Annotated in this window: 22 protein-coding genes and 6 pseudogenes; 12 read left to right on the top strand and 16 right to left on the bottom strand. The window is 57.6% G+C overall.

Going from position 1 to position 24,060, the window contains the following annotated elements; genetic code table 11:
* Nucleotides 1–87: 87 nt before the first annotated feature.
* The 10 genes and pseudogenes from ASC90_RS13970 to trbB all read right to left on the bottom strand — a co-directional run bounded on the left by ASC90_RS13970 (nt 88) and on the right by trbB (nt 7,313).
* Entirely contained in the window at nt 88–978 is an 891-nt protein-coding gene (locus tag ASC90_RS13970) for a LysR family transcriptional regulator (RefSeq protein ID WP_200950901.1), read from the bottom strand.
* An 84-nt stretch (nt 979–1,062) separates the two neighbouring features.
* The gene (locus ASC90_RS13965; RefSeq protein WP_056541318.1) at nt 1,063–1,806 is read right to left on the bottom strand and encodes an SDR family oxidoreductase; all 744 of its coding nucleotides are present in this window, start codon (nt 1,804–1,806) and stop codon (nt 1,063–1,065) included.
* Nucleotides 1,807–2,007: 201 nt separating this feature from the next.
* Nucleotides 2,008–2,334, bottom strand: a complete 327-nt coding sequence (locus ASC90_RS13960) for a YciI family protein (RefSeq protein WP_056541314.1) — start codon at nt 2,332–2,334, stop codon at nt 2,008–2,010.
* A gap of 510 nt (nt 2,335–2,844) precedes the next feature.
* A pseudogene (locus ASC90_RS28240) lies at nt 2,845–3,222 on the bottom strand (integrase core domain-containing protein); the annotation flags it as partial.
* A gap of 34 nt (nt 3,223–3,256) precedes the next feature.
* Nucleotides 3,257–3,911: pseudogene (locus ASC90_RS29545) on the bottom strand (DDE-type integrase/transposase/recombinase); the annotation flags it as partial.
* 207 nt (nt 3,912–4,118) lie between these two features.
* A pseudogene (locus ASC90_RS29980) lies at nt 4,119–4,229 on the bottom strand (helix-turn-helix domain-containing protein); the annotation flags it as partial.
* A pseudogene (locus ASC90_RS13945) lies at nt 4,224–5,672 on the bottom strand (conjugal transfer protein TrbE); the annotation flags it as partial. The pseudogenes ASC90_RS29980 and ASC90_RS13945, both read right to left, overlap by 6 nt.
* Before the next feature lie 10 nt (nt 5,673–5,682).
* Complete coding sequence (locus ASC90_RS13940) at nt 5,683–5,973, bottom strand: conjugal transfer protein TrbD (protein WP_056541310.1); 291 nt, start codon at nt 5,971–5,973, stop codon at nt 5,683–5,685.
* Complete coding sequence (locus ASC90_RS13935) at nt 5,966–6,358, bottom strand: TrbC/VirB2 family protein (protein ID WP_056541307.1); 393 nt, start codon at nt 6,356–6,358, stop codon at nt 5,966–5,968. The genes ASC90_RS13940 and ASC90_RS13935 overlap by 8 nt, the downstream gene beginning before the upstream one ends.
* The gene (trbB, locus tag ASC90_RS13930; RefSeq protein WP_056541305.1) at nt 6,348–7,313 is read right to left on the bottom strand and encodes a P-type conjugative transfer ATPase TrbB; all 966 of its coding nucleotides are present in this window, start codon (nt 7,311–7,313) and stop codon (nt 6,348–6,350) included. Before trbB ends, ASC90_RS13935 begins: the two co-directional genes overlap by 11 nt.
* Before the next feature lie 379 nt (nt 7,314–7,692).
* On the opposite strand from trbB, the gene repA reads away from it, so the two are divergent.
* The 4 genes from repA to serA all read left to right on the top strand — a co-directional run bounded on the left by repA (nt 7,693) and on the right by serA (nt 12,871).
* Nucleotides 7,693–8,880 (top strand): plasmid partitioning protein RepA, encoded by a 1,188-nt coding sequence (gene repA, locus ASC90_RS13925; RefSeq protein WP_056541302.1) that lies wholly within the window; start codon nt 7,693–7,695, stop codon nt 8,878–8,880.
* A gap of 84 nt (nt 8,881–8,964) precedes the next feature.
* Entirely contained in the window at nt 8,965–9,957 is a 993-nt protein-coding gene (repB, locus tag ASC90_RS13920; RefSeq protein ID WP_056541298.1) for a plasmid partitioning protein RepB, read from the top strand.
* Between the two features lie 157 nt (nt 9,958–10,114).
* Nucleotides 10,115–11,359: a plasmid replication protein RepC gene (gene repC / locus ASC90_RS13915; protein ID WP_056541295.1), complete on the top strand. Its 1,245-nt coding sequence runs from the start codon at nt 10,115–10,117 to the stop codon at nt 11,357–11,359.
* Nucleotides 11,360–11,632: 273 nt separating this feature from the next.
* On the top strand, nt 11,633–12,871 hold the full coding sequence (gene serA, locus ASC90_RS13910; protein ID WP_056541292.1) for a phosphoglycerate dehydrogenase: 1,239 nt from the start codon (nt 11,633–11,635) through the stop codon (nt 12,869–12,871).
* Nucleotides 12,872–13,300: 429 nt separating this feature from the next.
* On the opposite strand, the gene ASC90_RS13900 is transcribed toward serA, so the two are convergent.
* Genes ASC90_RS13900 through ASC90_RS13885 form a run of 4 tightly spaced genes read right to left on the bottom strand, consistent with a single transcriptional unit; the run spans nt 13,301 to nt 15,371 of the window.
* Nucleotides 13,301–14,446 (bottom strand): tyrosine-type recombinase/integrase, encoded by a 1,146-nt coding sequence (locus tag ASC90_RS13900; RefSeq protein ID WP_056541286.1) that lies wholly within the window; start codon nt 14,444–14,446, stop codon nt 13,301–13,303.
* Nucleotides 14,443–14,691, bottom strand: coding sequence for a hypothetical protein (locus tag ASC90_RS13895; protein ID WP_056541284.1), 249 nt, complete (start codon nt 14,689–14,691; stop codon nt 14,443–14,445). Before ASC90_RS13895 ends, ASC90_RS13900 begins: the two co-directional genes overlap by 4 nt.
* Nucleotides 14,692–14,703: 12 nt before the next feature.
* Nucleotides 14,704–15,081 carry a type II toxin-antitoxin system VapC family toxin gene (locus ASC90_RS13890; RefSeq protein WP_056541281.1) on the bottom strand — a complete coding sequence of 126 codons (378 nt, stop codon included), beginning with the start codon at nt 15,079–15,081 and terminating at the stop codon, nt 14,704–14,706.
* Nucleotides 15,078–15,371: a type II toxin-antitoxin system prevent-host-death family antitoxin gene (locus ASC90_RS13885; protein WP_056541277.1), complete on the bottom strand. Its 294-nt coding sequence runs from the start codon at nt 15,369–15,371 to the stop codon at nt 15,078–15,080. Before ASC90_RS13885 ends, ASC90_RS13890 begins: the two co-directional genes overlap by 4 nt.
* 179 nt (nt 15,372–15,550) lie before the next feature.
* Between ASC90_RS13885 and ASC90_RS13880 the strand changes: the two genes are divergently transcribed.
* Nucleotides 15,551–16,681: an RHE_PE00001 family protein gene (locus ASC90_RS13880; RefSeq protein WP_056541275.1), complete on the top strand. Its 1,131-nt coding sequence runs from the start codon at nt 15,551–15,553 to the stop codon at nt 16,679–16,681.
* Between the two features lie 842 nt (nt 16,682–17,523).
* On the opposite strand, the pseudogene ASC90_RS29975 reads toward ASC90_RS13880, so the two are convergent.
* Nucleotides 17,524–17,763 (bottom strand): annotated as a pseudogene (locus ASC90_RS29975) (VOC family protein); the annotation flags it as partial.
* A gap of 183 nt (nt 17,764–17,946) precedes the next feature.
* Here ASC90_RS29975 and ASC90_RS13875 point away from each other — a divergent pair.
* On the top strand, nt 17,947–18,399 hold the full coding sequence (locus tag ASC90_RS13875; RefSeq protein ID WP_056541272.1) for a MarR family winged helix-turn-helix transcriptional regulator: 453 nt from the start codon (nt 17,947–17,949) through the stop codon (nt 18,397–18,399).
* A 25-nt stretch (nt 18,400–18,424) separates the two neighbouring features.
* Here ASC90_RS13875 and ASC90_RS13870 read toward each other — a convergent pair whose 3' ends face one another.
* Entirely contained in the window at nt 18,425–19,366 is a 942-nt protein-coding gene (locus ASC90_RS13870; protein WP_056541269.1) for an alpha/beta hydrolase, read from the bottom strand.
* A gap of 263 nt (nt 19,367–19,629) precedes the next feature.
* On the opposite strand from ASC90_RS13870, the gene ASC90_RS13865 reads away from it, so the two are divergent.
* The 6 genes and pseudogenes from ASC90_RS13865 to ASC90_RS13845 all read left to right on the top strand — a co-directional run bounded on the left by ASC90_RS13865 (nt 19,630) and on the right by ASC90_RS13845 (nt 23,971).
* Nucleotides 19,630–20,022, top strand: coding sequence for a cupin domain-containing protein (locus tag ASC90_RS13865; protein ID WP_056541265.1), 393 nt, complete (start codon nt 19,630–19,632; stop codon nt 20,020–20,022).
* 22 nt (nt 20,023–20,044) lie between these two features.
* Nucleotides 20,045–21,310 carry an epoxide hydrolase family protein gene (locus ASC90_RS13860; protein ID WP_056541262.1) on the top strand — a complete coding sequence of 422 codons (1,266 nt, stop codon included), beginning with the start codon at nt 20,045–20,047 and terminating at the stop codon, nt 21,308–21,310.
* 102 nt (nt 21,311–21,412) lie between these two features.
* A pseudogene (locus tag ASC90_RS28225) lies at nt 21,413–21,604 on the top strand (Tn3 family transposase); the annotation flags it as partial.
* Nucleotides 21,605–21,776: 172 nt separating this feature from the next.
* Complete coding sequence (locus tag ASC90_RS13855) at nt 21,777–22,370, top strand: DUF6088 family protein (protein WP_056541401.1); 594 nt, start codon at nt 21,777–21,779, stop codon at nt 22,368–22,370.
* Complete coding sequence (locus ASC90_RS13850) at nt 22,363–23,400, top strand: nucleotidyl transferase AbiEii/AbiGii toxin family protein (protein ID WP_056541259.1); 1,038 nt, start codon at nt 22,363–22,365, stop codon at nt 23,398–23,400. Before ASC90_RS13855 ends, ASC90_RS13850 begins: the two co-directional genes overlap by 8 nt.
* 229 nt (nt 23,401–23,629) lie before the next feature.
* Nucleotides 23,630–23,971 carry an HNH endonuclease gene (locus ASC90_RS13845; RefSeq protein ID WP_244480388.1) on the top strand — a complete coding sequence of 114 codons (342 nt, stop codon included), beginning with the start codon at nt 23,630–23,632 and terminating at the stop codon, nt 23,969–23,971.
* Nucleotides 23,972–24,060: the final 89 nt, after the last annotated feature.

Genomic DNA, 24,060 nt, shown 5'->3' with positions numbered 1-24,060 from the left:
CACGCTCCCAAACGGGTGAGAGGGTGAGCTGTCGCAATACCCGGTGGGTTCGGAGCATTGTCGCAGGCGCTCTTACGCCGGCTCCTTTCAGAAGTTCTTCAACAACAGCTGTAGATAGTCGACGAACGCCCGCGCGGCGGGCTTTGCAGCCTGTCCGCTTGGAAAGAGAGCGTGGCTCTCGATCTCAGCCATTTCCCATTCCGGCAGGAGACGAACGAGCTCCCCATTACCGATGTAACCACGAAGAGAGGGGTAACTCGCGACGACCATGCCGAGACCCGCGAGACCTGCGTTGATGCCGACTTCGCTACCGGTGATCGACAAGTCTCCCACCGGCTTGACGGTGACATGCTTATCTCCCCTGTTGAATGTCCACTCGGAATTCGCGGCTGGCCCAGCAAGAATCGCACGGTGATTAGCGACCTCGTCCGGTTTGTTTGGCGCCCCATGTTTTTCGAGATAGCGGGGTGCCGCCGCGAGTATGAGCCGCCATCGTCCGAGCGACCGGGCAATGGCCGTCGAATCCGCGAGCTTGCCAAAGCGGATCGCAACATCGACGCCTTGCGCGATCAGGTCCTGCCGCTGGTCTTCGACGATCAGTTCGACCTTGAGAGAGGGATGGAGCGCCATGAACTCCGGAAGGCTCGGCACGATGACCCGGGACGCAAAGATCGACGACGAAGCAACCCTGATGCGGCCGCGCAGTTCTCCATTACCGCGCACATCATGCTCTGCCTGGTCCAGTGTGTCCAGCGCAGTCTGCACGCTACCCAGATAGTCTCTGCCCGCATCCGTCAACGTCACCGAACGCGTGGTGCGGACGAGCAGCGTCGCGCCGAGCTGTTCTTCGAGAACAGAGATCAGACGCGACGCTGTTGGCTGCGAGAGCTTCATTTCCTTGGCGGCACGCGAAAAGCTTCCGGCGTGCGCAACGCGGACGAATAGTCTCAAGGCTGCAAGTTGGTCACTCATCCACATGGACGTTAGTTTTCCTGCATCAGATAAGCAACTGCAGAGGAGTGGAAGCGCCCGCATCGAAGGACGTCGACGCGGGCGCCCGGATCATACCTGCGCCCAGCCGCCATCGACCGTCAGTTCGATCCCGGTAACATAGGCGCTATCGTCCGAAGCCAGGAACAAAGCAGGTCCCGCGATCTCGTCGCCTGTCCCCATCCGACCGAGCGGGATCAACGGGATGACATGACCGTTGATTCCATCGACCTGTTCGGCGCTCAGTCCGGACTTTCGCAGGATGTCGGTTGCAATATGACCCGGTGCTAGCGCATTGACGCGGATGCCACGTGCCTTCAGATCGGTCGTCCAGGTCCGGGCCAGCGAACGCAGCGCGGCTTTCGTCGCCGAGTATACGCTGAAGTTCGGCAGTCCCTTCGAGCCCGCAATCGAGGTGTTCAATATGATCGAGCCACCATTGGGGACCAGCGGAAGAAGCTTCTGCACCGTAAAGAACGTTCCCTTGAAGTTCGTATCGACGGTCGTGTCAAAGTCGTCCTCGGTCACTTCTTCGAGCGGCACGAGCTTTCCGCCCCCGGCATTGGCAAAGATCACGTCGACGCGGCCATACTTGTCCTTGAGATGATCGCGAAGGCGGATGATGTCTTCGATCCTGGAGACGTCGCCCTGGACGAAGTCTGCACCGATCTCGCGGGCGGCCGCCTCGACAGTGGAGCGATTGCGGCCGGTGATGACGACTTTTGCCCCTTCCTTGATAAAGAGGCGGGCGGTGTCGAGACCCATCCCCGTACTGCCGCCGGTGACCACGGCGACCTTTTTGTCGAGCTTACCCATGTTCGTTCCTTTCAGGTTTCTTACGGCCCTCAGTGCGGCTCGTGCTTCTGAGATACGAAGGGTAATGGTTCCCGATTAGACGGCGATGTTGGATATGAATTATCAACGAGATGAATAGGTCGCCACCGTACCCACATATGAAAAAGACCCAGCGGACTGTCCGGCGGGGTCTTATAGATATCTTGTGCGGTCAAGTTCACGCTAGTGAAACGGAACCCAGAGTGTCTTGATCTCGACGTTGAGTAATCCAGACCGCACTCCAGGATCATCTGTTCCAAGACGCGTCCCTTCTTCCAAGTTCATTGCCTTGAAAATCGTGAACCCTCCGTCTTCAAGCTTTCCAGACAGACCGCCCTCCTCTTTCATGAACGGTCCGCTCAGTATAACCTTGCCCTCGTCATGGAGCTTGCTGACGTAGTTCACATGATCCATGAATCCAGGCTGTTCGTTATAGGACGTGCCCTCAACCCAACGCGGGCCGGGGGTCTGGAATACAACGTAGTAATGGGGTCCGTTCTGGTCGATCATTGCTGTTCTCCTAGGTTGGGTATCCGTGTCGATGGGGACAACCTAATGCTTGAGCGCAAGACCGGTAGCGGCCGGATTCGAATAACATTCATCCGCGGAATGACTGAATTGCCCTTGCCTTTGACCTTGCAATCGCACCCGTGGCGGCACGGCGATCAATAATATTTCGGGAATCTTGCAGCAGAGCCCTCGTTGACACAAAGTGGGGCGCAGGGCATCGCCTTCGATCAATTAGGCGCCGGCGAGATCCGCGGCTTTTGCCTTGGAACGGACGAGGGCAACGACCTCGTTTCCCTTTGCGATGGCCTTGCCGACGATCAGCCGGCCGGTGGGACCTGTCCGTCGTCGAATGAATTGAGACTTTTTGGGCTCTGGAAGAGTGGAGTTTCCGGCTCGGTTTGCGGATTGATTTAAGCCGCTTTGGCTTGGTGGTTNCTGTCCGTCGTCGAATGAATTGAGACTTTTTGGGCTCTGGAAGAGTGGAGTTTCCGGCTCGGTTTGCGGATTGATTTAAGCCGCTTTGGCTTGGTGGTTCAAGCGGCGCTGTTTGATTGTGTCTCGTTTAATCCTTACGCGTTCGAGCAGGATGGTCTGGCCGCGTCCGAAGTAGACGTCGGCCGGGGTGAGATTGTCGAGGCTCTCGTGGTAACGGCGATGATTGTAATGCTCAACGAAAGCCGCGATCTGCGCTTCGAGGTCTTCCTGGAAGAAGTAGTTTTCCAGCAGGATGCGATTYTTCARCGTCTGATGCCAGCGTTCGATCTTGCCCTGCGTTTGCGGGTGGCCGGGAGCACCGTGAACTTGGGCGATCTTGTATTTCTCCAGCCATTCGCCGAGATCGGAGGCGACGTAACACGGGCCGTTGTCGGACAGCAGGCGTGGCCGGTGTTAAAAACGGTAACGCCCGTCAGAGCGGCAATCNGAGCACCGTGAACTTGGGCGATCTTGTATTTCTCCAGCCATTCGCCGAGATCGGAGGCGACGTAACACGGGCCGTTGTCGGACAGCAGGCGTGGCCGGCGTTCGACCTTGACCTTATCGCAGCCTGAGGCGGCCAGCGCCAGATCAAGCGTGTCGGTGACGTCGTCCACTTTCATGCTGGTGCACAGCTTCCAGGCGATGATGTAGCGGGAATAATCGTCGAGGATGGTCGACAGGTAAAACCATCCCCAGCCGATGACCTTGAGGTAGGTGAAGTCGGTTTGCCACATCTCGTTTGGCCGAACCGTCTTGTCCTTGAACTCGTCATTGGCCTTGATGACGATATAGGCAGGCGAGGTGATCAGGTCGTGGGCCTTGAGGAGGCGATAGACCGAAGCCTCTGAGACGAAATAGGGCGAGGTGATCAGGTCGTGGGCCTTGAGGAGGCGATAGACCGAAGCCTCTGAGACGAAATAGCTTTCCGTATCGGTGAACTTCACCGCCAGCTCGCGCGGCGACAGATCGGCATGGTCGAGTGCCATGGTGACAATGCGATCCCGGACATCGTCGGGAATGCGGTTCCACACCCGTGACGGCGCGGATGTCCGGTCCTCCAGCCCCTCGACACCGTGGGTCTGGAACCGGTCATACCCTTTGCCCGGCAGGTGATGCGTTGAATCTTCGGTCGGCCGCGATATAACCGTTCCTTCACTACGTCACTTCCCTCTCGACCCAGCACCTCGACGAAAGCTGGGACTCCAGCAAGGTGCGCGCCGTCGTCGAGACGCTGATCTCGCTCGTCATCGGCTGCGCCTTCGCCTTCCTGTTGACGCTGACGGATATCCGTGGCAAGGGGAGAGGAGGCGATAGAAGGTCTGGCGGGGAACGCCGAGCTTGTCGAGTGTCTGCCTGGCTGAAAGATGTGACTGCTCGACCAACCGGATGATCTCAAGCTTTTCCATGGCGGGATACCGGCAGAATTGGGCGGCGATCAGCGCGAGGAGCGTGGATTTGCCGGAGCCGGTTGGCCCGAAAATCAAGGTATGGCCGACATCGTCGACATGCAGGTTAAGTCGGAAAGGGGTCGAGCCGGACGCCACCTGCATGAGCGGAGGCGCATCGGGAGGATAGAACGGACACGGGGCGACGGGTTGCCCCGACCAGACCGAGTTCAGCGGAACAAGGTCGGCTAGATTGCGCGTGTTGATCAACGGTTCGCGGATATTGCAGTACCAGTTGCCCGGTAGGCTACCGAGAAAAGCATCTGTCGCGTTGAGCGTCTCGATGCGGGCTCCGAAGCCTTCCGCTTGGATGAGGCGACGAACCGCCTCCGCCTTCTCCTGCAGTGCGGAGCGGTTTTCGTCGAAGAGAACAATGACGGGGGTGTAATAGCCGTAGGCCACCAATTGAGATGAGGCTTCGGCAATCGCATCCTCAGTCTCGGCGACCATGGCCATCGCATCCTGATCGACCGACCGGGACTGCGTCTGGAATAGCTGGTCGAAAAAGGGCCTGACCTTCTGTTGCCACTTCTTGCGGGTCCGCTCCAGCCGCTGCTTGGCTTCCTCGGCATCAAGGAAGATAAAACGCGACGACCAGCGGTATGTCAGCGGCATCAGGTTAAGGCTATTCAAGATCCCTGGCCAGCTCTCGGCTGGAAGCCCATCGATCGCGATCACGCCGAGGAGTCGGCCTTCGACCCGCGGCGTCAGTCCATGCTCCAGCTCCGCTGTCGCGAGCCAGTCCAAATACATGGGAATTTCTGGCAGGCGGACCGGATGGTTCTCGCCGGTGATGGCAAACCGAATGAACTGGAAGAGCTCGTCGTAGCGCGCAACGCGAGCACCATCCAGTTCGGACACATCTCGGGTCTGCATGCGCTGCACCGAGAGAACATTGCCGAGATATTGCTCTATTTCCCGGATTGAGCGCCGAAACGCATCAAGAGCGGTGTCCGCATACTTCGCTGAGCGGCTCTCAGTATCCGAGTAGATGTAGCGGGTCAGGCCCGACCGGCGTCGTTCGGGCGGCCGATAGGTCAAAATAAGCGCATGTCGGCTTTCAAAGTGACCTCGTTCTTGACCGAAGTGCCGCCGGCGTTCGTCGTCAATCAGCCGCGTTACGGTGTCGGGAAAATAGCTGCGTTCAGCAGATGGGTATTCCGTCGTCGGCACGCGCACGGCCTCGACCTGGATCATCCAGCCCGTCCCCAGTCGCGAGAGGATCGAGTTGATCTGGCGGGAAAGCTCGTTGCGCTCGAAATCAGTTGCGCTTTCGGAATCCGGACCAGCAAAATACCAACCGGCCATCAGACTACCGTCTTTCAGCAGAAGGATCCCGTTATCGACAAGGCCCGCATAGGGAACGAGGTCAGCGAATGATGGACCAGTCGATCGAAATGTTCGTAAAGCGACCATCGCCAGATCCTCAGTATTGGCGCCAGGGCGCGGAGGTCGGAAGGTAATGCGCCCGATACCGCATATGGCGTGCGTAGACTTTGCGCATCATCGGGTCGGATTTCGCCATCATGCGGAGCGCGCCGACGACCACGAACCAGATCACGATGCCGAACAGGGCAGAATAGACGGTCAACACGACGAAGATGAGAATGATCGCGGCGAGCCCCGTCAGCAGCACGAGTTCGCGATCCGCTCCCATCAAGAGGTTCGGCCGCGACAAAGCGCGGTGGATCCGGTTGCGATGAAGCCCGTCAGCCATGACGCCCCTCCCCTCCCCGGACCCGATTTGCATTCGGGACCGCGCTTTGCTCGGCGACAAACGAACCACCGATCGAAGCGCCGGTCGAGCCGAAGAGGCCGACGATAGTCGTCGCGCCGAGCAGGATTCCTGCGACCAGGACCACGTACACCAATCGCCGTGCGAAATCGTTGAGCTCGCCGCCGAAGATCAGCATGCCGCCGGCAATCGCGACCGCGGCCAATGCAATATAGCCGGCGACCGGGCCCGTGATGGACTGCTGGATCTGCTCGAGGGGGCCCTCCCAAGGCAGGCTTCCGCCTGAGCCTGCGAGTGCGGGGTCGGCGAGAGAGACGCAAATCAGTGCGCCGATTGCTCCCAAACGGAGAAAGCGATTATGCAGCATGACTGTCCTCATCGATCTGCGGATAGTGTTCTGTCTGGTAGCGCGAGCCGTTGAACCCCTCGACATGGAGGACCTCCCTCACCCGGCGGCCCCGCCCGGCGCGCTCGATCGAGACGACGAGATCGACCGCCTCGCCAATTACGGCTTGCATTGGCTGCTGGCTGGCTTCCGACGTCAGTTGCTCGAGGCGTCGAAGTGCCAACATGGCTGAATTGGAATGGATCGTCGTGACGCCTCCGGGGTGTCCTGTGTTCCAGGCTTTCAGGAGCGTCAGTGCGGCGCCGTCGCGCACCTCGCCAACGACGATGCGGTCGGGACGCAGGCGCATCGTGCTCTTGAGAAGTCGGGCCATGTCGACCGCGTCGCTCGTGTGGAGGCAGACGGCATTCTCTGCGGCGCATTGGATTTCGGACGTATCCTCGAGGATCACCATCCTGTCTTCCGGCGCGGCGAAAACGATTTCAGCGATGACCGCATTCGCGAGTGTCGTCTTACCTGAGCCCGTGCCGCCAGCGATGACGATGTTCAGCCGGTTGGTGATGGCGCTGCGGATGATCGAAGCCTGAGCTTCGGTCATGATCTTTGTGGTCACATAGTCGTTGAGTGGAATGAGCCGTGAAGCGCGTCTGCGGATCGTAAACGTTGGCGAGTTGACGACGGGTGGCAAAAGACCTTCGAAGCGGTGGCCGCCGATCGGCAGTTCACCGGAGATGATTGGTCGTTCTCCGTCGGCTTCGGACTGGAGAGCGTGCGCTACCGATCCGATAACAGTCTCGGCGGCGGTTGCCTGCATTTCGCCGGCTGGGGCGACGCCGTGACCCAGGCGCTCGATAAAGAGCTTGCCATCCGGGTTGAGCATGATCTCGACGACTGTCGGATCTTCAAGGGCGACGCAAAGACGCTCGCCGAGTGCGTCCTGGAGTTTGCGGACAAGGCGGGAGTGCGACTGAAGCATGGGGAAGCTCGTCTCCTCGTTTGAGTGCGACAGGAGACAGACCCCGGTGGCCGCGCGAAGTCCATGTGCAATTTTGCACCTCGCGAGTCGCGGGTGATTCCGTCAGGTTCGCCTCGATTCGATCGCCGGGGAGCGATGTCTGCTTCAATTTCGGCAGTTGACTCACAGGAAAGATGAAAGGCGAGGTACGAGAAAAGGAGACCTAACATGCGGAAAATACATGCGTATTTCGCGAATCTCGGAAAGGCACAGGATCGACTTAAGACTTTGTTAACTTTAAATTTCTTGTCGCGCAGGTAGAATCGGAGAATAGTTGCGCAAATGATGGCTTTGTGGCCATTTTTTCGAAATTGAAGTCACCTAGGAAATAGTTTGCAAAATGAGCCAGCTGCCCAACAGATTTGATGTCGAGATCGCCCAGCAAGGGGCGAAGATCTCAAGTGCGTTGCACATGCTGCGCAGCCAGCAATATCCCCCGGACGCGCGTAAGGGGCTACGAAAGTTTCAGCTTGGAGAAGTGGCTGATTTCATGGGTGTTACCCAGAGCCACCTTCGACAGATCCATTCAGAGGGCAAAGGTCCGGAGATCGAATCAATTAGCGGCCGGCGCTACTATACGGCCGACCAGATGTTAGAACTTCGCGATTACCTTGAGGCCAACAAAAAGTCCGACAGGCGTTACTATGTCCCACAGCGTCGAGAGGGCGAGCCGATGCAGGTTGTTTCGGTCGTCAACTTTAAGGGCGGCAGCGGAAAAACGACGACAGCTGCGCACCTAGCCCAATACCTCGCGCTCACTGGCCATCGTGTGCTCGCCATCGATCTCGATCCACAGGCGTCACTTACATCGCTATTTGGCATTCAGCCCGAACTCGATGAAACCGCATCGTTGTATGAAGCGCTGCGTTTTGATGATGAGCGCAAGTCAATCTCTGAGGTCATTCAGCCAACGAATATTCCTGGACTGGATGTGGTCCCGGCAAATCTTGTGCTGCAGGAATTCGAATACGACGTGCCGCTGTCCATCTCCTCGCGGAAAGGGGATGAGGGCCGATTATTTCACATGCGCATCGTCAATTCGTTGAGGGACGTGGACGACCGATACGATGTGGTAGTCATCGATTGCCCACCTCAACTTGGCTATCTCACGATCACCGCTTTGATGGCATCAACCGGCATCCTAATTACCATCCATCCCCAAATGCTCGACATCATGTCGATGAGCCAGTTCCTTCAGATGTTGGGCGGGATTATGACTCCCGTAGCGGAGGCGGGCGCAGAAATCCGGGTCGAATGGTTCCGATACCTCGTGACGCGCTTTGAGCCAACCGACATCCCGCAAGCGCAGATGGTCGGCTTCATGCAATCGATGTTCGCGCAGCAGATGCTGCGAAATCATGTCCTGAAGTCGACCGCGATCTCCGATGCTTCCATCAAGAAGCAGACTTTGTACGAGGTCGAACGGGGCGACTTCGTTCGGTCTACCTACGATCGAGCGATGGAAAGCCTCAACGCGGCAAACGGTGAAATCGTGGACCTTATACACAATGCTTGGGGGAGGAAATGATAGCATTGTCAGCCGGTTTTTTTCCTGTTTTTGCAAGGTATCATAGTGCTTTAGCTCAGTTGAGAGCTCCGTTGGAGATTGATCATGGCGCGTGACAATCCATTTGCAAAGCTCGACATCGCGTCAATCTCGACCGACAAATCGCCGGTTAAGCCCGGCTATGCGATGACGGGTGCCGCAAAGACTGTGGTTCGCTCGATCGAAGACCTGGCCGAAAATACCAAGAAACTCATGGAGGGTGAGGTTATTGTGGATTTGGATCCACAGTCCCTCGACGCTTCCTCAATCTCCGATCGTCTCTCTGATGACGGAGAGGAATATCAGGAGCTGAAGCAGGCTATCCGGGAATCCGGACAGTCGACGCCTATTCTCGTGCGCCCCAGCGCGGATGGGCAGCGCTACACGGTCATATTCGGCCATCGCCGCATGAAGGTCGCTCGCGAGCTCGGAATCCCAGTTAAGGCGATCGTCAAGAAACTCGACGATATTGCCTCGGCAATTGCACAAGGCCAGGAAAACTCGGCCCGCTCCAATCTGTCGTTTATCGAACGTGCCTACTTTGCTCAGAACCTCCTTGCTACTGGAATGACCAAAGACGTCGTTCGAACATCGCTTGCCATCGATGAAGCGATGCTATCGAAGATGCTAGGCGTTGTCGAAGTCATCCCTGCCCCAGTCATCAAAGCGGTTGGAGCCGCGAAGAAAATAGGGCGCGACAAATGGCTTAGCCTCAGGAAACTGGTGCTTACCCCTGCCCTACTGCGTGCTTCGATGGACCGTGTGGCTAACGCTGGTTTCCTTGAGCTTTCCGAGGAACAGAGGTTTGATGATCTACACGAGTATCTCAAACGCTATAAGTCTAAATCGGATGCAAGGAAGCCAAAGGCGGCGGAAACTGGGAGCGAGTGGGTCTCGCGTGACAGCTCATTGAATTTCTCGATGAATGCCAAGTCCAAGAAAGTGGCCATCGAGTTTTCTAATACAGAAGCCAAGCCATTCAGTGACTGGCTCTCGAGCCGCATGGACCAGCTGTATGATGAATACCGGCAGTCTAAATCTGACAACAACGGAGACTGAACCGCAAAAGAAAAAGGCCCCCAAACGGTACCCCGCGGAAGCCTCTCTCGTTATCCTTAGCAAGATCGAGAATCGCACTTCCGGGAATCACAGTCAAGAGTCTTTGGCGCCGATTTGGTGAGCGGACTTCTTTTGCCCAACGAGAGGTGAGAGAAAAATGCAAACGGGACATGTGTCGACGCCCTTCGGGCGCCGATCTATGACGCTTGCCTTGGTGAGAGGCCAGCTTTCTATCGCAGAATCAAAAATGCATAAGTGTGTCGATAAGTGGAAGGTCTTTCGCGACATCAGTGAGACGCGTGAACGGCTGGGACTCCAAGACAGGGCACTCGCGGTGCTCGATGCATTGTTAACGTTTTATCCTGACAACGAACTTGACACAGAGCGCGGGCTGGTTGTCTTTCCGTCGAATGGCCAACTATCGCTCCGCGCTCATGGTATGGCGGAAACGACGCTACGCAGGCATTTGGCCGCGCTCGTCGAGACGGGCCTTATTCAGAGACGCGATAGCCCCAATGGGAAGCGCTACGCTCATCGAGATCGGGATGGTGAGATCGAGCAGGCGTACGGTTTTGACTTGGCCCCATTGGCCGTTCGGTCGGACGAACTCGCTCAGCTCGCCCAGGATGTAGTTGCTGAACGGGTCCGTTTCCGAAGAGCCAAGGAAGCGTTGACCATCTGCCGGCGGGATGTTCGCAAGCTCATTACTGCCGCTATTGAAGAAGGTGCCAGCGGAGACTGGGAAGCTGCCGAACAGACGTATGTCGGGATCCTGGCGCGGCTTCCGCGCTATGCGACCCGCCAGCAGGTCGAGTTTACGCTCGATGAGATTGAGCTGCTTCGCGAAGAGGTGCTTAACCAGCTGGAAATCCAGATTAAAGCCGAAAATATGAACGGCAATGCCATCCAAAATGGTCGCCACATACAGAATTCAAAACCCGAATCCATACATGAACTTGAACCTTGCTCCGACAACGAGCAGGGCGAAAAGTTAGAGCCAGAACATGAAACAAGAGGCAGAGGGCAAGCTGGTGGGCAACGCAACAGCGAGCGGATCAAGGCGTTTCCCCTGGGAATGGTGCTTCGCGCCTGCCCCCAGATCAACGATTACGGGCCTGGCGGCAAGATTGAACATTGGCGCGACCTCATGGGAGCGGCGGTGGTCGTCCGTTCTATGCTCGGTGTCAGCCCATCTGCATACGAAGAAGCGTGTGGAGCGATGGGTCCCGAAAACGCTGCTGTCGCTATGGCGTGCATTTTTCAGCGATCGAACATGATCAACTCGGCCGGTGGATACCTGCGCGACCTGACAAAGCGTTCTGAGCGCGGTGAGTTTTCACTCGGTCCAATGCTGATGGCACTTCTCAAGGCCAGTGGTGGAGAAACGAGGCTCTCGGGTTGAGAGTTGACCTTAACTCCGGACTGTCATAAATGCCTCACTTGTCAGCCGTTTTCTCTGGAATTTAACGTATGTGAATCAAAGTGTTATTGGATCTGAAACCTGCTTTTTTTCGACAAACTCAAAAAGACTGCGAAGCTGATGTTAGTGAGGAAGTAAGCAGCGATATCCTCTCTACGTCGAAATCTGTTCGCGCCACTGCGTTATTGCTAGTAACTAATTCGGCAGCTTAGACATCCGTAGGCGACTGAAGCTGAAAATATCGGAGCAAAAACTATGACCCGCGAACTCTCCCTCCCGCGAGATCGAATTTCCGTTCTTTTGCTTGAGGGGGTCAGTCAGTCTGCCGTGGACTACTTTTCGTCGTCCGGCTACACCAACCTCATTCATCTGCCAAAGGCTCTAGATGATAAGGATCTCAAAAGTCAAATCGCGGACGCTCATATCATTGGCATTCGCTCCCGCACGCAGTTGACAGAAGAGATCTTTAAATCCGCCAAGAAGCTTATCGCTGTTGGTTGTTTCTCTGTCGGCACGAACCAGGTCGATTTGGATGCGGCGCGGAGGCGTGGCATTCCGGTATTCAACGCGCCATACTCGAACACGCGCTCGGTGGCGGAACTGGTGGTCGGCGAAATCATCATGCTGACGCGGCAGATATTTCCCCGTTCTGCGTCCGCCCATGGGGGCGGCTGGGAGAAGTCAGCTGTTGGCAGCCGCGAAGTCCGCGGCAAGACGCTCGGCATCGTCGGGTACGGCAATATCGGTTCGCAGCTCAGCGCGCTTGCCGAAAGCATGGGCATGGTGGTGCGCTATTTCGATCTGTCAGACAAACTACGCCGGGGCAACTCGGAGTCGATGGCTTCGCTCGGCGAGCTTCTTGAAATCTCTGACTATGTGACGATGCATGTCCCCGAAACGGCTTCGACGCATAACATGATCACTGAAACCGAGCTGCGCCGCATGAAGAAGGGAGCAATCTTCATCAACAATTCCCGCGGCACGGTGGTCGATCTCGACGCGTTAGCGAAAGTCCTGCAGGAAGGCCATCTGGCGGGTGCTGCCGTCGACGTCTTCCCGAAGGAGCCGGCATCGAACAACGAGCGCTTCGACACGCCGTTGCAGGGCTTGAGCAATGTCATTCTTACGCCGCACATCGGCGGTTCGACGGAGGAAGCTCAGGAGCGCATCGGCGGAGAGGTCTCCAGAAAGCTGGTCGAGTATTCCGACATCGGCTCAACGATGGGCGCCGTTAACTTTCCGCAAGTCCAGCTGCCGGAGCGACCGAACGGCACGCGTTTCATCCACGTACATGAAAACCGTCCCGGAATGCTCATCCAACTTAACGAAATCTTCTCGTCGCGTGGCCTGAACATCCTCGCTGAGTTTCTTCAGACACATGGCGATACGGGTTATGTGGTGATCGAGGCCGAAGGTATTTCCGCAAATGCAGACGAGATCCTACAGGCGCTTCGTGGAATTCCGGGAACTATACGGACGCGATTGGTCTACTGACACCTGACCGAACCCGGCACACGAGGCTCGCACATTCTGGAGCGGGACCGTCACGTTCGCCACGAACGCGTCTTAACAGCAGTGCTACTCGATGCAGCGGGCAGGGTACCTTGAGGTCAGCCAATCCTCCATGCATAGCGACGGCGGTCGTCAGGGATTCGCGAGTGTCGCGTCCTTCGCGGAAGAGATTAATCAACGCCGCCGCGGCAAGCTCGGCCTCCGAGCATGTCTTTGGTGACGCCGCTTTCTGCAAGCCATTCATTGAAAACAGAATCAACGATGGATAGCTCTGTCGGCCCGAATGCTTTCTCGAAAGATTCCCGCATGATCTCCTCGCCAATATGCGGCGAGGGGGCGTTCAAGACCAAAAGTGGAAATTAGGCCTGCGTCTGCGGTGTGATTTCGTCCGCGCTTCATGGCGCCACAATGTCAGGAGAGCAACCTTGCAGCCTTCCCGCTACGACGAGTCGCATCATTATAGTAGCTCGACGCCTGCTGAACGGAACGATGGCGCGACTGTTCCATGGCTTCAGAAAGCGGAATACCTCGATTGGCAGCCTCGGTCAGATATCCCGACCGCAGCCCGTGCGCCGAAAACTCCCGGGGGTCGAGTCCCGCCATCACCGCCCGGTGCTTGACGATGTCGTTGACCGATTTCGGATCGAGCGTGCGGCGCGAGACATTCCCCCAGCGATCGATCGCCCGAAACACGCTACCCTTGTCGATGCTTGCCGCCGCCAGCCAGGCGTTGAGCGCCTCCACCGGCCGGCCGGTGAGGTAGACGACCTCGTCGTCATCGGTGCCGGACGTCTTGGTGCGTCCAAGATGGATCGACAGTGAGGGCAGGGCACGGCCGTCTTCAACGGGGATAGCTGGCTCGACGGTGAGCTGTTCCCTGCGCAGCCCGGCAATCTCGCTGCGCCGGCGACCACCGGAGGCGAAGGCGACCATCAGCATCGCCCGGTCGCGGATGTCGCGCGGGCTGCCGCTGCTACAGGTCGCCAGCAACCTGGCCAGCACATCCGCGGTGACCGCCTTGGCGCTCTTGCGCTTTCGTGGACGCGGGGTCGCCCGCACCGCCAGCCGGATGGCTGACTTGAGGGCAGGGGAGGCGAAGGCGCCGGTCAGGCCACGCCATTTCGTCAGTGTCGACCAACTTGCCAGTCGCCTGCGGACCGTATCGGGTGCGTGCGGGCCAACGGATTTCAAAAAGCCCTGGTCGCGCAGGAGCCGGTCAACATTGTGCGGCATGCCGTGATCGCCATCGCTGATACGCTTTTCGGGATCCCACAGATGATGGGCGACGAACTTTAGCAGCAGTGCTTCCGGCGCCGGCCAGGGCAGGGGGGTGCCGGTCGCCGCTAGCGACCACGCCTGCAGGTAGGCGAGGTCGGACGTCAGGGCGCGCAGCGTGTTCTTACCCATGCCTTCGTTGACCAGGTGCCGCAGCGTCTCGACGTCCTGGTCGGTCAGCAGGTCAGCCAGTTCATCGCGGCGCTCGATCGGCAGCACCGCGGCGATTGTGTCCAACGTCTCGATGCGTCTATCGATCGAACGGGACGAGGAACTGCTCATTTTGGCAATCCGTTCTCGTCGTAATAATCATCGTGGTTGGACGTTTGCCTGTCATCCGCGGGTCGTCCTTCAGCCATCAGTGCCCAGGGCCCACCGCTGCGACGTTGGAAATCCTCCGGCTCAGCCGTCAACACCGCAATCGGCACTCCTTCTCGGCAAATGCTCACCTCGTCGCCGCGCTGGGCGAGAGCAATCAGTTCCTCAAGTCGTTCGGCCGCCTCGGCAGGTTCCGCGCAGATCTTCAACAGTCCCACCTCCTACCAGACCCGCTCATGCAGAATCGCATCGAACGCCAGATCTGTCGAGACGAAGGTGCAATGCTCCAGCCGCGCCTGGGCGGCGAGAATACGATCCCAGGGATCGCGGTGATCCCAATCGAAGCTTGCCGCCAGTTCGGCATGGAGATCACTGATGGCCAGGGTCTGCAGGCCGCTTTCTGTGACGGCTGCCCGCAATTCCTGTGGCTTGAGATCAAGCTTGTTGAGGCGCATCTTATTGTCGAGCTCATAAAAGGAGACTGCGCTGACGAGAATCGTGTTTGCCTTGTCCTCAATCAGCGCTCGTGCCGTCGCGGACAGGCGATCGCTGCCGATTGCCCACCAGTAGATGGCATGGCTGTCGAGAAGGATCTTCATGGCGTGCGGTCGCCATCGCCGGGTCGGCCCTTCCAGACGCCGGTATCATCGTTAAAATCGCCGGCGTCGATCGCGGTCTGCTCGGCATCGGTGCTATCGAACAGGCTGTCGGGCAGGCCACGGTGACGAAGCAGGCCAAAAGGACGCTTTCCGCCGTCGGTCGCGGGACCGATACGGGCATAAACCTCGTTGCCGCGCATGATGACGATTTCCTCGCCATGGTTGGCACGTTCAAGAACCTCTGCGAACTTCTTGCGGGCTTCGCTGATCTTGTAGCGGGTCTGGGGCATCGGGGGCTCCGAAATTTGCTGTGAAGGCATCAATACCACCGCTTCACCACGCGTACAAGTCGATGGTACACATCACCTCCGATAAGCGATACTTATCGATGGTTAAAGCGCCAACCCGCTGTCATACTATGTGAGAAACTATAAATAGCGTCTAGAGTTCCTTTAGCAAATCATTTACCATGATTTCAATGACTTACCATCTCGCGAAAATCAGCATGACAGCCCTGATGCGGCCGGCTTTCGACGCCGGTGTCGCTCTGGCGCGTCTCGACGAGCGGATCGCCCGTTCGCCGGTGGGTGCCGGCTGGATCGAGAGGATCCATTTCGCCGATGCCTGTGCCTCGCTGTGGATCGACGGCGAGCTCGTTCATCTCGAAGACCTCGTTCTCCACGACGCCTTCCGCGATACCCGCACCCCAACCCACGAACTCACCATCGCCCGTGACGTGCTTCGCACTCGCCGGCGTATTTCGGGGCAACTGCCTGGCTGGGCGTTATCGGCAGAGGGTATCCGAACTTTGCGACAGACGTCGGACATCAATCCGGTCGGCGCGGAGGCAGTCGAGCCGGCCAGCGTCGTTCGGCCCGCGGTCGCCATCGATCCGGAAGGGGAGGGGGGCGCCAACGACGACTTCGAAAACTTGGCCGGCGTCGACTATGCCGCGATCGACGCGATCCTCGCGCGCTCTGACGCGGCGATCGAACGAGCAAAAAAGCCCGGCCGGGCTCCGGCCGATCCGCTGGTCTATGATCTCGATTGGGACGAGGACGCACGGCTCGAGGAATGGCGCGGCGTGCTGCGGCAGTCACAAGACTTGCCGGCGGTGCTGCAGGCGATCATCGCCCTCGATGCCTGGAATGAACTGTCGGTGCTACAACACGCACCCTGGCTTGGTCGACTGTTGTCAGCCTCGATCCTGCGCCAAGCCGGCATCACCACCGGCGCCCATCTCGCCGCCGTCAACATTGGCCTTAAAACGATACCCGTCGATCGGCGCCGGCATCGCGACCGCGAAACCCGGCTGCTCGCCATCGCCCACGGTCTTTTGGCGGCCGCCGAGATCGGAATGAAAGAGCATGACCGGCTGGCGCTGGCCCGAACGCTGATGGAGCGAAAGCTCGACGGGCGCCGTACCTCGTCAAAACTGCCGGGGCTGGTCGAGCTGGTGATGGCGAAGCCGCTGGTGTCGGCCAAGATGGTGGCGAAGACACTCGACGTCACGCCGCAGGCGGCGCGGCGGATTGTTTTGGAACTGGGGTTGCGGGAGATGACCGGGAGGGGGAGGTTTCGGGCATGGGGTGTCATTTAGCGTTTTCAGTCTCTTGCCTCTGCGAACCGCATATAACAGTAAACGGAGCTTTCGGTGCGTTATTCGGAGCCTTAGGGGGCCAGTTTCAACCTTACTACCTGCTCAATTTCCTTGGGGGCCCGATGATTTTTTCGGTCACCGTATGCGTGCGCCATCTAAACAAATCGACTTTCAAGAGGTGGTTTCATGGGCTGCAATAAAAGCCAGTCAATTCAGGATGCCACCAGGTCTGGCGTCAATGATCTGGTGGGCAAGTTTCAATATAATTTTGATCTCTTCGCGCAGGGATCAACTATAGCATCCTTTCTACATATACTACGGGCCTACAAGCAGACTTCCATATTTCAGTAATCGGGTACTTCTTATCCAAGAGGCCGCTCGTACCGACTCATTCGATGAGATTGCAAAGTATTTGGCCCCGACATCGGACCTCCGAGTTCAGGTCGATATCGCCGGAGCGTAACGTGGCTGGCAAGCAATACAGGGATTAGGCGACAGTGAAAGATCGAGATAACAGACCGTTCATTTTGAACGAATTAAGAAAACCACGAATTTATATAACGTTACTAATTTATTTCGTAGCAGTGCTCGTAGTGTTTTCGTTCAACCCTCCCGAGTGGCTCATAATCATACTCATCTGCGGCTTTGGTGTTCTCGGGCAGGCTCTAATAACCGACAAGATTTATACGTCCCGCTGGATAAGACGGGACGAAACTGACAGCAAAATAAACCGGTTAGAAAACACGGGGAATGACGACGATCATGGCCAATGATGAAGTGAATACGAACGAGCAAAATGGGAATGGACTCTCGCTTTTTCAGGGGCTCGTTGACTTGGCCCTGCCGACAGTCGCCGGCGCTCCATCGAACGGCTTGATGACTCCGAACTCCAAAGTTCTGTGTCCACAGTAAACTGCGCGACCGGGCTGAACCAATACCCGGCCGATGCCGAATATCGAAAACAACCGATCATAGAACGCCGAAGCGGCATCCAGGTCGTTCGTGCCGACGGTGGAATGACCGGGTAAGCCGCGTGCTTGTTGTGCGTCAGGGGCCGATCTAGCAATAACTCTCTCGTTCATTTTTCTTTATCCTTTCTTTGGTGTTGTTTGATGGCCGCTATGTCGGCCGACTTCGAGGCTTCCCCACGTTGCAAATCGAACGGGCTTTGCGGCCTTGAAGACGTGGTTTCGATCATTTCCCGTATTTGACTGTATGTTGTATATACACTATGTGAGGTGGATTCTTTCCGTGCTTGGAGTTGAATGATGGATAGAGTGGATCTCACGTCAGATATCGTTGGCGAGGTGGTATCAGGATGCCTGATCACACGGGCCAGACGTATCTCCAGGGTCCTGACGAATATCTATGATCAGGAATTGCGTGGTTTTGGCCTGAATGCGTCCCAGTTCTCGATGCTCATCCTGATTGCGAAACTGGGTGGTGCCAGCCGTGCCGAAATCGGTCGCGCCAACTTCCAGGATCGGACGACATTGACCCGCAACCTGGCGCCGCTGCTCAAGGAAGGCTGGATCGAGGAGCTCCCGACGGAGGGCGGCCGCAGCCGCACGGTTGTCATCTCGGACACCGGGAAAAAGTTGCTCGATACCGCGGGCCCCGCTTGGCGCGAAGCACAGCGAAAGGCGACGCGGCTTGTTGGCAAGAACGGTGCGAAAGCAATCATCGACATAGCCCAAAGCGTTCCACGAGAAGGGTAGCCGACCTGAACAGTCTGGTTGATCCCTAGTTGGCAGCGCGGATTTCGGCGACTGTATCCTGCGGTGTCTGAAGGTGAGGGTAGTGGCCGACACCCGGTAAGATGGTTAGAGGTACGCCGGTTCGTTGCGCGAGCTCCTGGCCCATGGCCTTGTTGATGTAGAGGTCGTTCTCGCCCCAGACGACCTTCACGGGCGTCTTGAGCTCGGCGAGGTGCGCCTCCAGATAGTCCTGGTCTCGGGTAAAGTGCGAGTAGTAGTGGTAGAAGGCGTCGGCGGATGTGATTTCGCCGTGGCTCCATCCCTCCGTCATGTCCTTCAGGACATCGGGCGGAAGATCGAACTGTTTTTCAGCGGCCAAGCCGCGACGATAAGCATTCGCCAGGATCTCCGTGCTGGTCTCGTTCATGTACGCACGAGTCTTCATTGCCGCAGGCTCGTGCTTCAAGTTTTGAAGTGTTTCATACATGTAAGACGGCCGATCGAAGGGGGCGAAGTCTCCGACGATTATCTTTCTTGCAATGTCTGGTTCGTTGAGGGCGGCCAGAAGCGCAGGCAACGAACCGATGTCGGTCGCGTAGATCGTCAGCTTCGAGCGATCGATGCCTGCAGCTTTGATATAGGCTTTCAGGAGATCGGCGTATTCACGCGGAGAATAGGAGAATTTTGTCGAAGCAGGGCGCGATGACAGCCCATAGCCGGGCCAGTCTATGGCGTGAACTTCGTAGTCCTCGGCCAATGCTGTGGCTATATCTTTCCAGACCAGCAAGGTCTCCGGGAACCCGTGCAGGAAGAGTACCGTGCCCTTCGGATTTGCACTGCTGGCGACCATGCGCCGAAGGGTGATGTCGGGCGTGACATCGATGTAGCCAATTTCGGTGCGGCTGGCTGCGGATGCAACGTTGGCTCCAATGGTGGCTGGGGCGCTCAACGCAATCGAGAAGAAGAGCGGCATGGAGTATTTCAACATCTCAAGACTCCTTCGTGTTTCGGGCACAGCAGACGCTGAACCAACTTCGAATGCGCCTCATATGATGCATATGCAACATTCAGTCAATCACTAGAGGACCTCGCTAGCGGAGCTTTTTGTATCATATTGTATTGGGCGAACCGGCGCTGACGCTTGGTTACACTTTAGCCCGTTTGGAAAACATAGGCGATACCAAGCGGCGCAATTTTAGAGGGGCAAGAGCGGTGCAGTCGCACCTGTCTCATCAACGGAGGAGTAATCCAATGAATGCTCGGTTCATCGTTCCCGCGGCAATTTTTGCCGCTATTTTCGCCTTCCAGCCCGCCCATGCTGAGCCTGAAATCCGCCGCACCGATCTTTTGAAGAACCAGATCAGCGTCCCGAACAAGGAGGTTGTTCAAGTTCGCGTCGATTTCGCCCCGGGCGCGTTTGCGGGGAACCACAAGCATCCGGGCGAGGAAATCGCATACGTCCTCGAAGGCTCGCTAGAATACAAGCTCGAAGGCAGGGAGGCCGTTACCCTCAATACAGGGCAATCTCTATTCATACCGGACGGCGCTGCTCATTCGGCGCGAAATGTCGGTAGTGGCAAGGCGTCCGAACTGGCGACTTACGTCGTCACCAGCAATGCGAAACTCGTAGAACCGGTAAAATAGCCCGCAGGGAGGAGTACGTGTCATGACCGAACGGATAAGACCTGATGCTATCGATCTATCTCGCCGCGCTCTGTTGATGGGAGGGGCGGTTTTCGCCTTGTACAACGGCGTTCCGCCGTCGATTGCAAATGCGGACGAGGCCGAAGTGGCGAAGGTAGCCTCGAAGAGCGAAATTCGTGAGTTTAAGGCAGATGTCCCGGAAACGGCCTTGATCGACTTGAGACGGCGACTGGATGCTACCCGCTGGCCCGATGGTGAAACAGTCGCTGATCGGTCGCAGGGGGTACAACCGGCTAAGCTGCGCGAGTTGGTCGAGTATTGGCGAACCGACTATGATTGGCGCAGCGCCGAAAAGCGGCTGAATGCCTATCCGCAGTTTCTGACCAACATCGACGGGCTCGATATCCACTTCATTCACGTCCGCTCAAAGCATCCAGGCGCGATGCCGCTGGTGATGACGCATGGTTGGCCTGGTTCCGTGTTCGAACTTCTTGAGGTTGTCGGCCCACTGACCGATCCGACCGCGCACGGCGGCAAGGCCGAAGACGCCTTCCATCTTGTGCTGCCCTCCATCCCCGGTTTCGGCTTCTCAGAGAAACCCAAGACGGTCGGCTGGAACCCCCTACGGATTGCCGGCGCGTGGGACATGCTCATGAAGCGCCTCGGTTACAACAGCTACGTCTCTCAGGGCGGCGACTGGGGTGCCATCATTTCGGACGCCCTCGGACGGCAAGCGCCCGATGGCCTGATCGGCATTCACGTCAATCGCATCGAACGAGCCACGACATTCCCGCCAGACGCGGCCCAGGCATTGAGGAGCGGCGCTCCGGCACCTGCACGCCTATCCCCTGACGAGATGAAGATCTTCGATGAAGCGAAGGACTTCCTGAGCAATGGCTTGGGTTACGCCGCCATCATGAATACTCGGCCGGAGACGATCGGTTACGGTATCGCGGACTCGCCAGTCGGACTGGCCGCCTGGCTCTACGACAAGATCGCGGATTGGGTGTTTATTCGTGGGGAGCCGGAAAAGGCTCTATCGAAGGACGCGATACTCGACAACATCACCCTCTACTGGCTGACCAATACGGGACCATCGCAAGTTCCTGTCGGCGTCACCGTGTTTCCTGGTGAGGTATATCGACCGCCGAGAAAGTGGTTGGCCCGCGCATATCCTCAGCTGGTCTATTACAGCGTTGCTTCGAGGGGAGGTCACTTCGCCGCTTGGGAAGAGCCGGAACTCTTCACGCAGGAAATCAGGGCGGCGTTTAGGAGCATGCGACCCTGACGTATAGCGCGGCGGGTGCATCAGGCGCGTGTGACTGGGTTGGGCTCGAGATAAGGGCAAAATGGCCGCAGTTAACAGGGATGTTGCCCACTTAGGCGCAACTATCTTGATCGCGCGGTCACACAGCTGAGACGAGTAGGACGAGACATTCCCGATACTCTGTTGAAGCACATCTCGCCGCTCAGTTGGGAGCATATCAACCTTACCGGCATCTACACCTGGGATGCCGAACATCTGATGCCAAACGGATTTCGATCGCTTCGTCTGCCAGCCGGGCTGGGGCGGGCCGCATAAGTCTCATTCCGTTCGCCCTTAACGTACGATTTCGCACTCCTCTTGTTCCGACCCCTAGTGGGTACCACAGGCCGACGGATTTCATGCTTTCCACAACGGCTTGAGTGTCAGAAAAAAATAGGTTATTTTCTGACACATGACAAACGTTATCGCTTCCGTTCCAGATCAGATCATGAGGCGCGCCCGTGCCCGCGGGCGCGGTGGAGTCTTCACGCCGAGTGACTTCCTGGACGTAGCGGCACGCGCTGCAGTCGACCAAGCCCTTTCCCGGCTTGTAAAGAACGGAAAGCTGCGCCGCCTGGCGCGGGGTCTTTACGATTTTCCGAAAGTTCATCCGAAGCTTGGACCGCTTTCACCAGCGCCCGACGATGTCGCGCAGGCATTGGCACGGGAAACAGGCTCTCAGGTGCAAATCGCCGGCGCGCGCGCGGCGAATGCGTTGGGGCTTTCTACCCAGGTCCCGGCGAAGAGCACGTATCTCACGAACGGCCCTTCGCGCCGGGTTGTGCTGGGCAAACGCGTCGTCGATCTGCGTCATGCTTCGCCAAAGCACCTGATCGCGCCCGGCAGCCCGGCTGGCACCGTTGTCCAGGCCTTGCGCCATGTCGGGCGAGTCCGTGCTGCCGATGTAGCACAAGTCGCAGCCCGTCGTCTCACGGCCAACGATAAGAGGACGCTCGCTTCTACGGCGATCCAGGCGCCTGCGTGGATGCGTCCGACGCTCGTCTCAATTGCCAACACGGTGATAGGAGAGGCCAATGGATAAGGTGGCGCTCCTTCCATCCAAGGACCGCGCCGCCCTTTTCGGGGAAACCGGCGCGGCCCGTGGAGTTTCCGACACGATCATCGAGAAAGACTTCTGGGTCTGCTGGACCTTGAAAAGACTATTCAGCTTGCCTGAAAAGCAAGCTGCCACTCTAGTTTTCAAGGGCGGCACGTCCCTTTCCAAGGCATTCAGCGCCATCCGTCGCTTTTCCGAGGATATAGATCTGTCCTTCGACCGAGCGGACCTTGGCTACACGGGCGACCGCGACCCGGAGAAGGACGGGATCAGCAAGAAAAAAGCCGATAAGCTCATTGAGGATCTCGTGAGCGATGTCGAGCAGCATATCGTCGAAAAGCTGCTTCCCGCCCTTCGCGCTGCAATCGCCCACCACCTTGGCGAGCCGATCAAGGGAGAGTGGTCGCTCGAAATCGATCCCCATGACGCGCAGACGGTCAATTTCCACTATCCGACCGCGCTGCCCGCTGCTGAATACGAGGGAATGGCTTACATCACACCACGCGTGAAGCTCGAGCTCGGCGCGCGGGGTGATCCTTGGCCCACCGAGACGAAGATAATTCGCCCCTACGCTGCAGAGAGCTATCCTGGTTTTTTCGAGGAGCCAGACAGCGCGGTGACTGTCCTCTCCGCGCGGCGGACGTTTTGGGAAAAGGCGACTGCACTGCACGCGGAGGCGCACCGCCCGAAAGAGACGGCGACACCGCAGTATTTTTCGCGGCACTATTATGACCTCGCCATGCTGTTGCGCACCGACGAAGGTAAAGCGGCCGTCGCGGATCTCGACCTGCTGGAGACGGTGGCAAAGCACAAAGCGATTTTCTTCCGGTCGGGCTGGGCGAGCTATGACACCGCCCGGGCTGGGTCATTGCGGCTAGTGCCGAGCGAGTCCCGTATAAAGGATCTGCGTGCCGATTACCGCGCCATGGCACCGATGATGTTCGATGAGAAGCCGCCCGCTTTCGACGAGATATTAACCGAGATCAGAAAACTACAAGACGCTCTCAATGAGTAGTCTTCGACACGCCACAGGGAGGACTCGTCATCGCTCGCTCCAGTACAACAGCGCTCAGCCTCGTTCCGTGAACACAGCGGCGCAGAGGTCAGCGACAGCACAACACACTGCGCAAACTGGAGGTGCCCGTGGGCGCTAGTTATCCGACCAGGATCATCCTGGCTTTTCGCAGCGGCGGAGTTTGTGCATTCCCAAAGTGTGGCAAGCACCTTTTACCTACGAGGCGAAGGTGGGCGACGACACGTATGTCGGAGAGGCTGCCCATATTCGTGGCGAGAAGCCTACCGCGGCGCGATACGATGCATCGATGACGGACGATGAGCGCGATAACGTGCGCAATCTCATCTATCTTTGCACTGATCATCACACGATCATCGACAAGGTCGAGGCAGATTGGACGACCTCAACCTTGCAGGAATTGAAAGACAACCACGAAAAGCACGTTCATCAAGCGATGGAAGAAGCCTTTGCTGATGTCGCCTTTCCCGAGTTGCAGAACGCTGTATCGTGGGTGGCCAAGCAGGCGCCTGCGACGAACGGATCATTCGACCTGATGGAGTTGTCACGTTAGCGAGCAGTGAACGGACGAATGGCGTTGCCCGTCATAGATCAGGCGATGGCTCTCGTGACCGCCTTCCAATGCGCCATCGCACGGATGCG

Origin of the sequence: Rhizobium sp. Root1220 (assembly GCF_001426265.1) — a bacterium.
In the GTDB taxonomy this organism is placed as follows: Bacteria; Pseudomonadota; Alphaproteobacteria; order Rhizobiales; family Rhizobiaceae; genus Rhizobium.
Note: the sequence above shows the minus strand (reverse complement) of the source record. Positions and strands in the feature narration are given on the sequence as shown.

Coding starts and splice junctions, on each gene's coding strand:
- ASC90_RS13970 (WP_200950901.1), bottom strand. CDS start 978: ATGTGGATGAGTGACCAACTTGCAGCCTTGAGACTATTCGTCCGCGTT.
- ASC90_RS13965 (WP_056541318.1), bottom strand. CDS start 1,806: ATGGGTAAGCTCGACAAAAAGGTCGCCGTGGTCACCGGCGGCAGTACG.
- ASC90_RS13960 (WP_056541314.1), bottom strand. CDS start 2,334: ATGATCGACCAGAACGGACCCCATTACTACGTTGTATTCCAGACCCCC.
- ASC90_RS13940 (WP_056541310.1), bottom strand. CDS start 5,973: ATGGCTGACGGGCTTCATCGCAACCGGATCCACCGCGCTTTGTCGCGG.
- ASC90_RS13935 (WP_056541307.1), bottom strand. CDS start 6,358: ATGCTGCATAATCGCTTTCTCCGTTTGGGAGCAATCGGCGCACTGATT.
- trbB (WP_056541305.1), bottom strand. CDS start 7,313: ATGCTTCAGTCGCACTCCCGCCTTGTCCGCAAACTCCAGGACGCACTC.
- repA (WP_056541302.1), top strand. CDS start 7,693: ATGAGCCAGCTGCCCAACAGATTTGATGTCGAGATCGCCCAGCAAGGG.
- repB (WP_056541298.1), top strand. CDS start 8,965: ATGGCGCGTGACAATCCATTTGCAAAGCTCGACATCGCGTCAATCTCG.
- repC (WP_056541295.1), top strand. CDS start 10,115: ATGCAAACGGGACATGTGTCGACGCCCTTCGGGCGCCGATCTATGACG.
- serA (WP_056541292.1), top strand. CDS start 11,633: ATGACCCGCGAACTCTCCCTCCCGCGAGATCGAATTTCCGTTCTTTTG.
- ASC90_RS13900 (WP_056541286.1), bottom strand. CDS start 14,446: ATGAGCAGTTCCTCGTCCCGTTCGATCGATAGACGCATCGAGACGTTG.
- ASC90_RS13890 (WP_056541281.1), bottom strand. CDS start 15,081: ATGAAGATCCTTCTCGACAGCCATGCCATCTACTGGTGGGCAATCGGC.
- ASC90_RS13885 (WP_056541277.1), bottom strand. CDS start 15,371: ATGCCCCAGACCCGCTACAAGATCAGCGAAGCCCGCAAGAAGTTCGCA.
- ASC90_RS13880 (WP_056541275.1), top strand. CDS start 15,551: ATGATTTCAATGACTTACCATCTCGCGAAAATCAGCATGACAGCCCTG.
- ASC90_RS13875 (WP_056541272.1), top strand. CDS start 17,947: ATGATGGATAGAGTGGATCTCACGTCAGATATCGTTGGCGAGGTGGTA.
- ASC90_RS13870 (WP_056541269.1), bottom strand. CDS start 19,366: ATGTTGAAATACTCCATGCCGCTCTTCTTCTCGATTGCGTTGAGCGCC.
- ASC90_RS13865 (WP_056541265.1), top strand. CDS start 19,630: ATGAATGCTCGGTTCATCGTTCCCGCGGCAATTTTTGCCGCTATTTTC.
- ASC90_RS13860 (WP_056541262.1), top strand. CDS start 20,045: ATGACCGAACGGATAAGACCTGATGCTATCGATCTATCTCGCCGCGCT.
- ASC90_RS13855 (WP_056541401.1), top strand. CDS start 21,777: ATGAGGCGCGCCCGTGCCCGCGGGCGCGGTGGAGTCTTCACGCCGAGT.
- ASC90_RS13850 (WP_056541259.1), top strand. CDS start 22,363: ATGGATAAGGTGGCGCTCCTTCCATCCAAGGACCGCGCCGCCCTTTTC.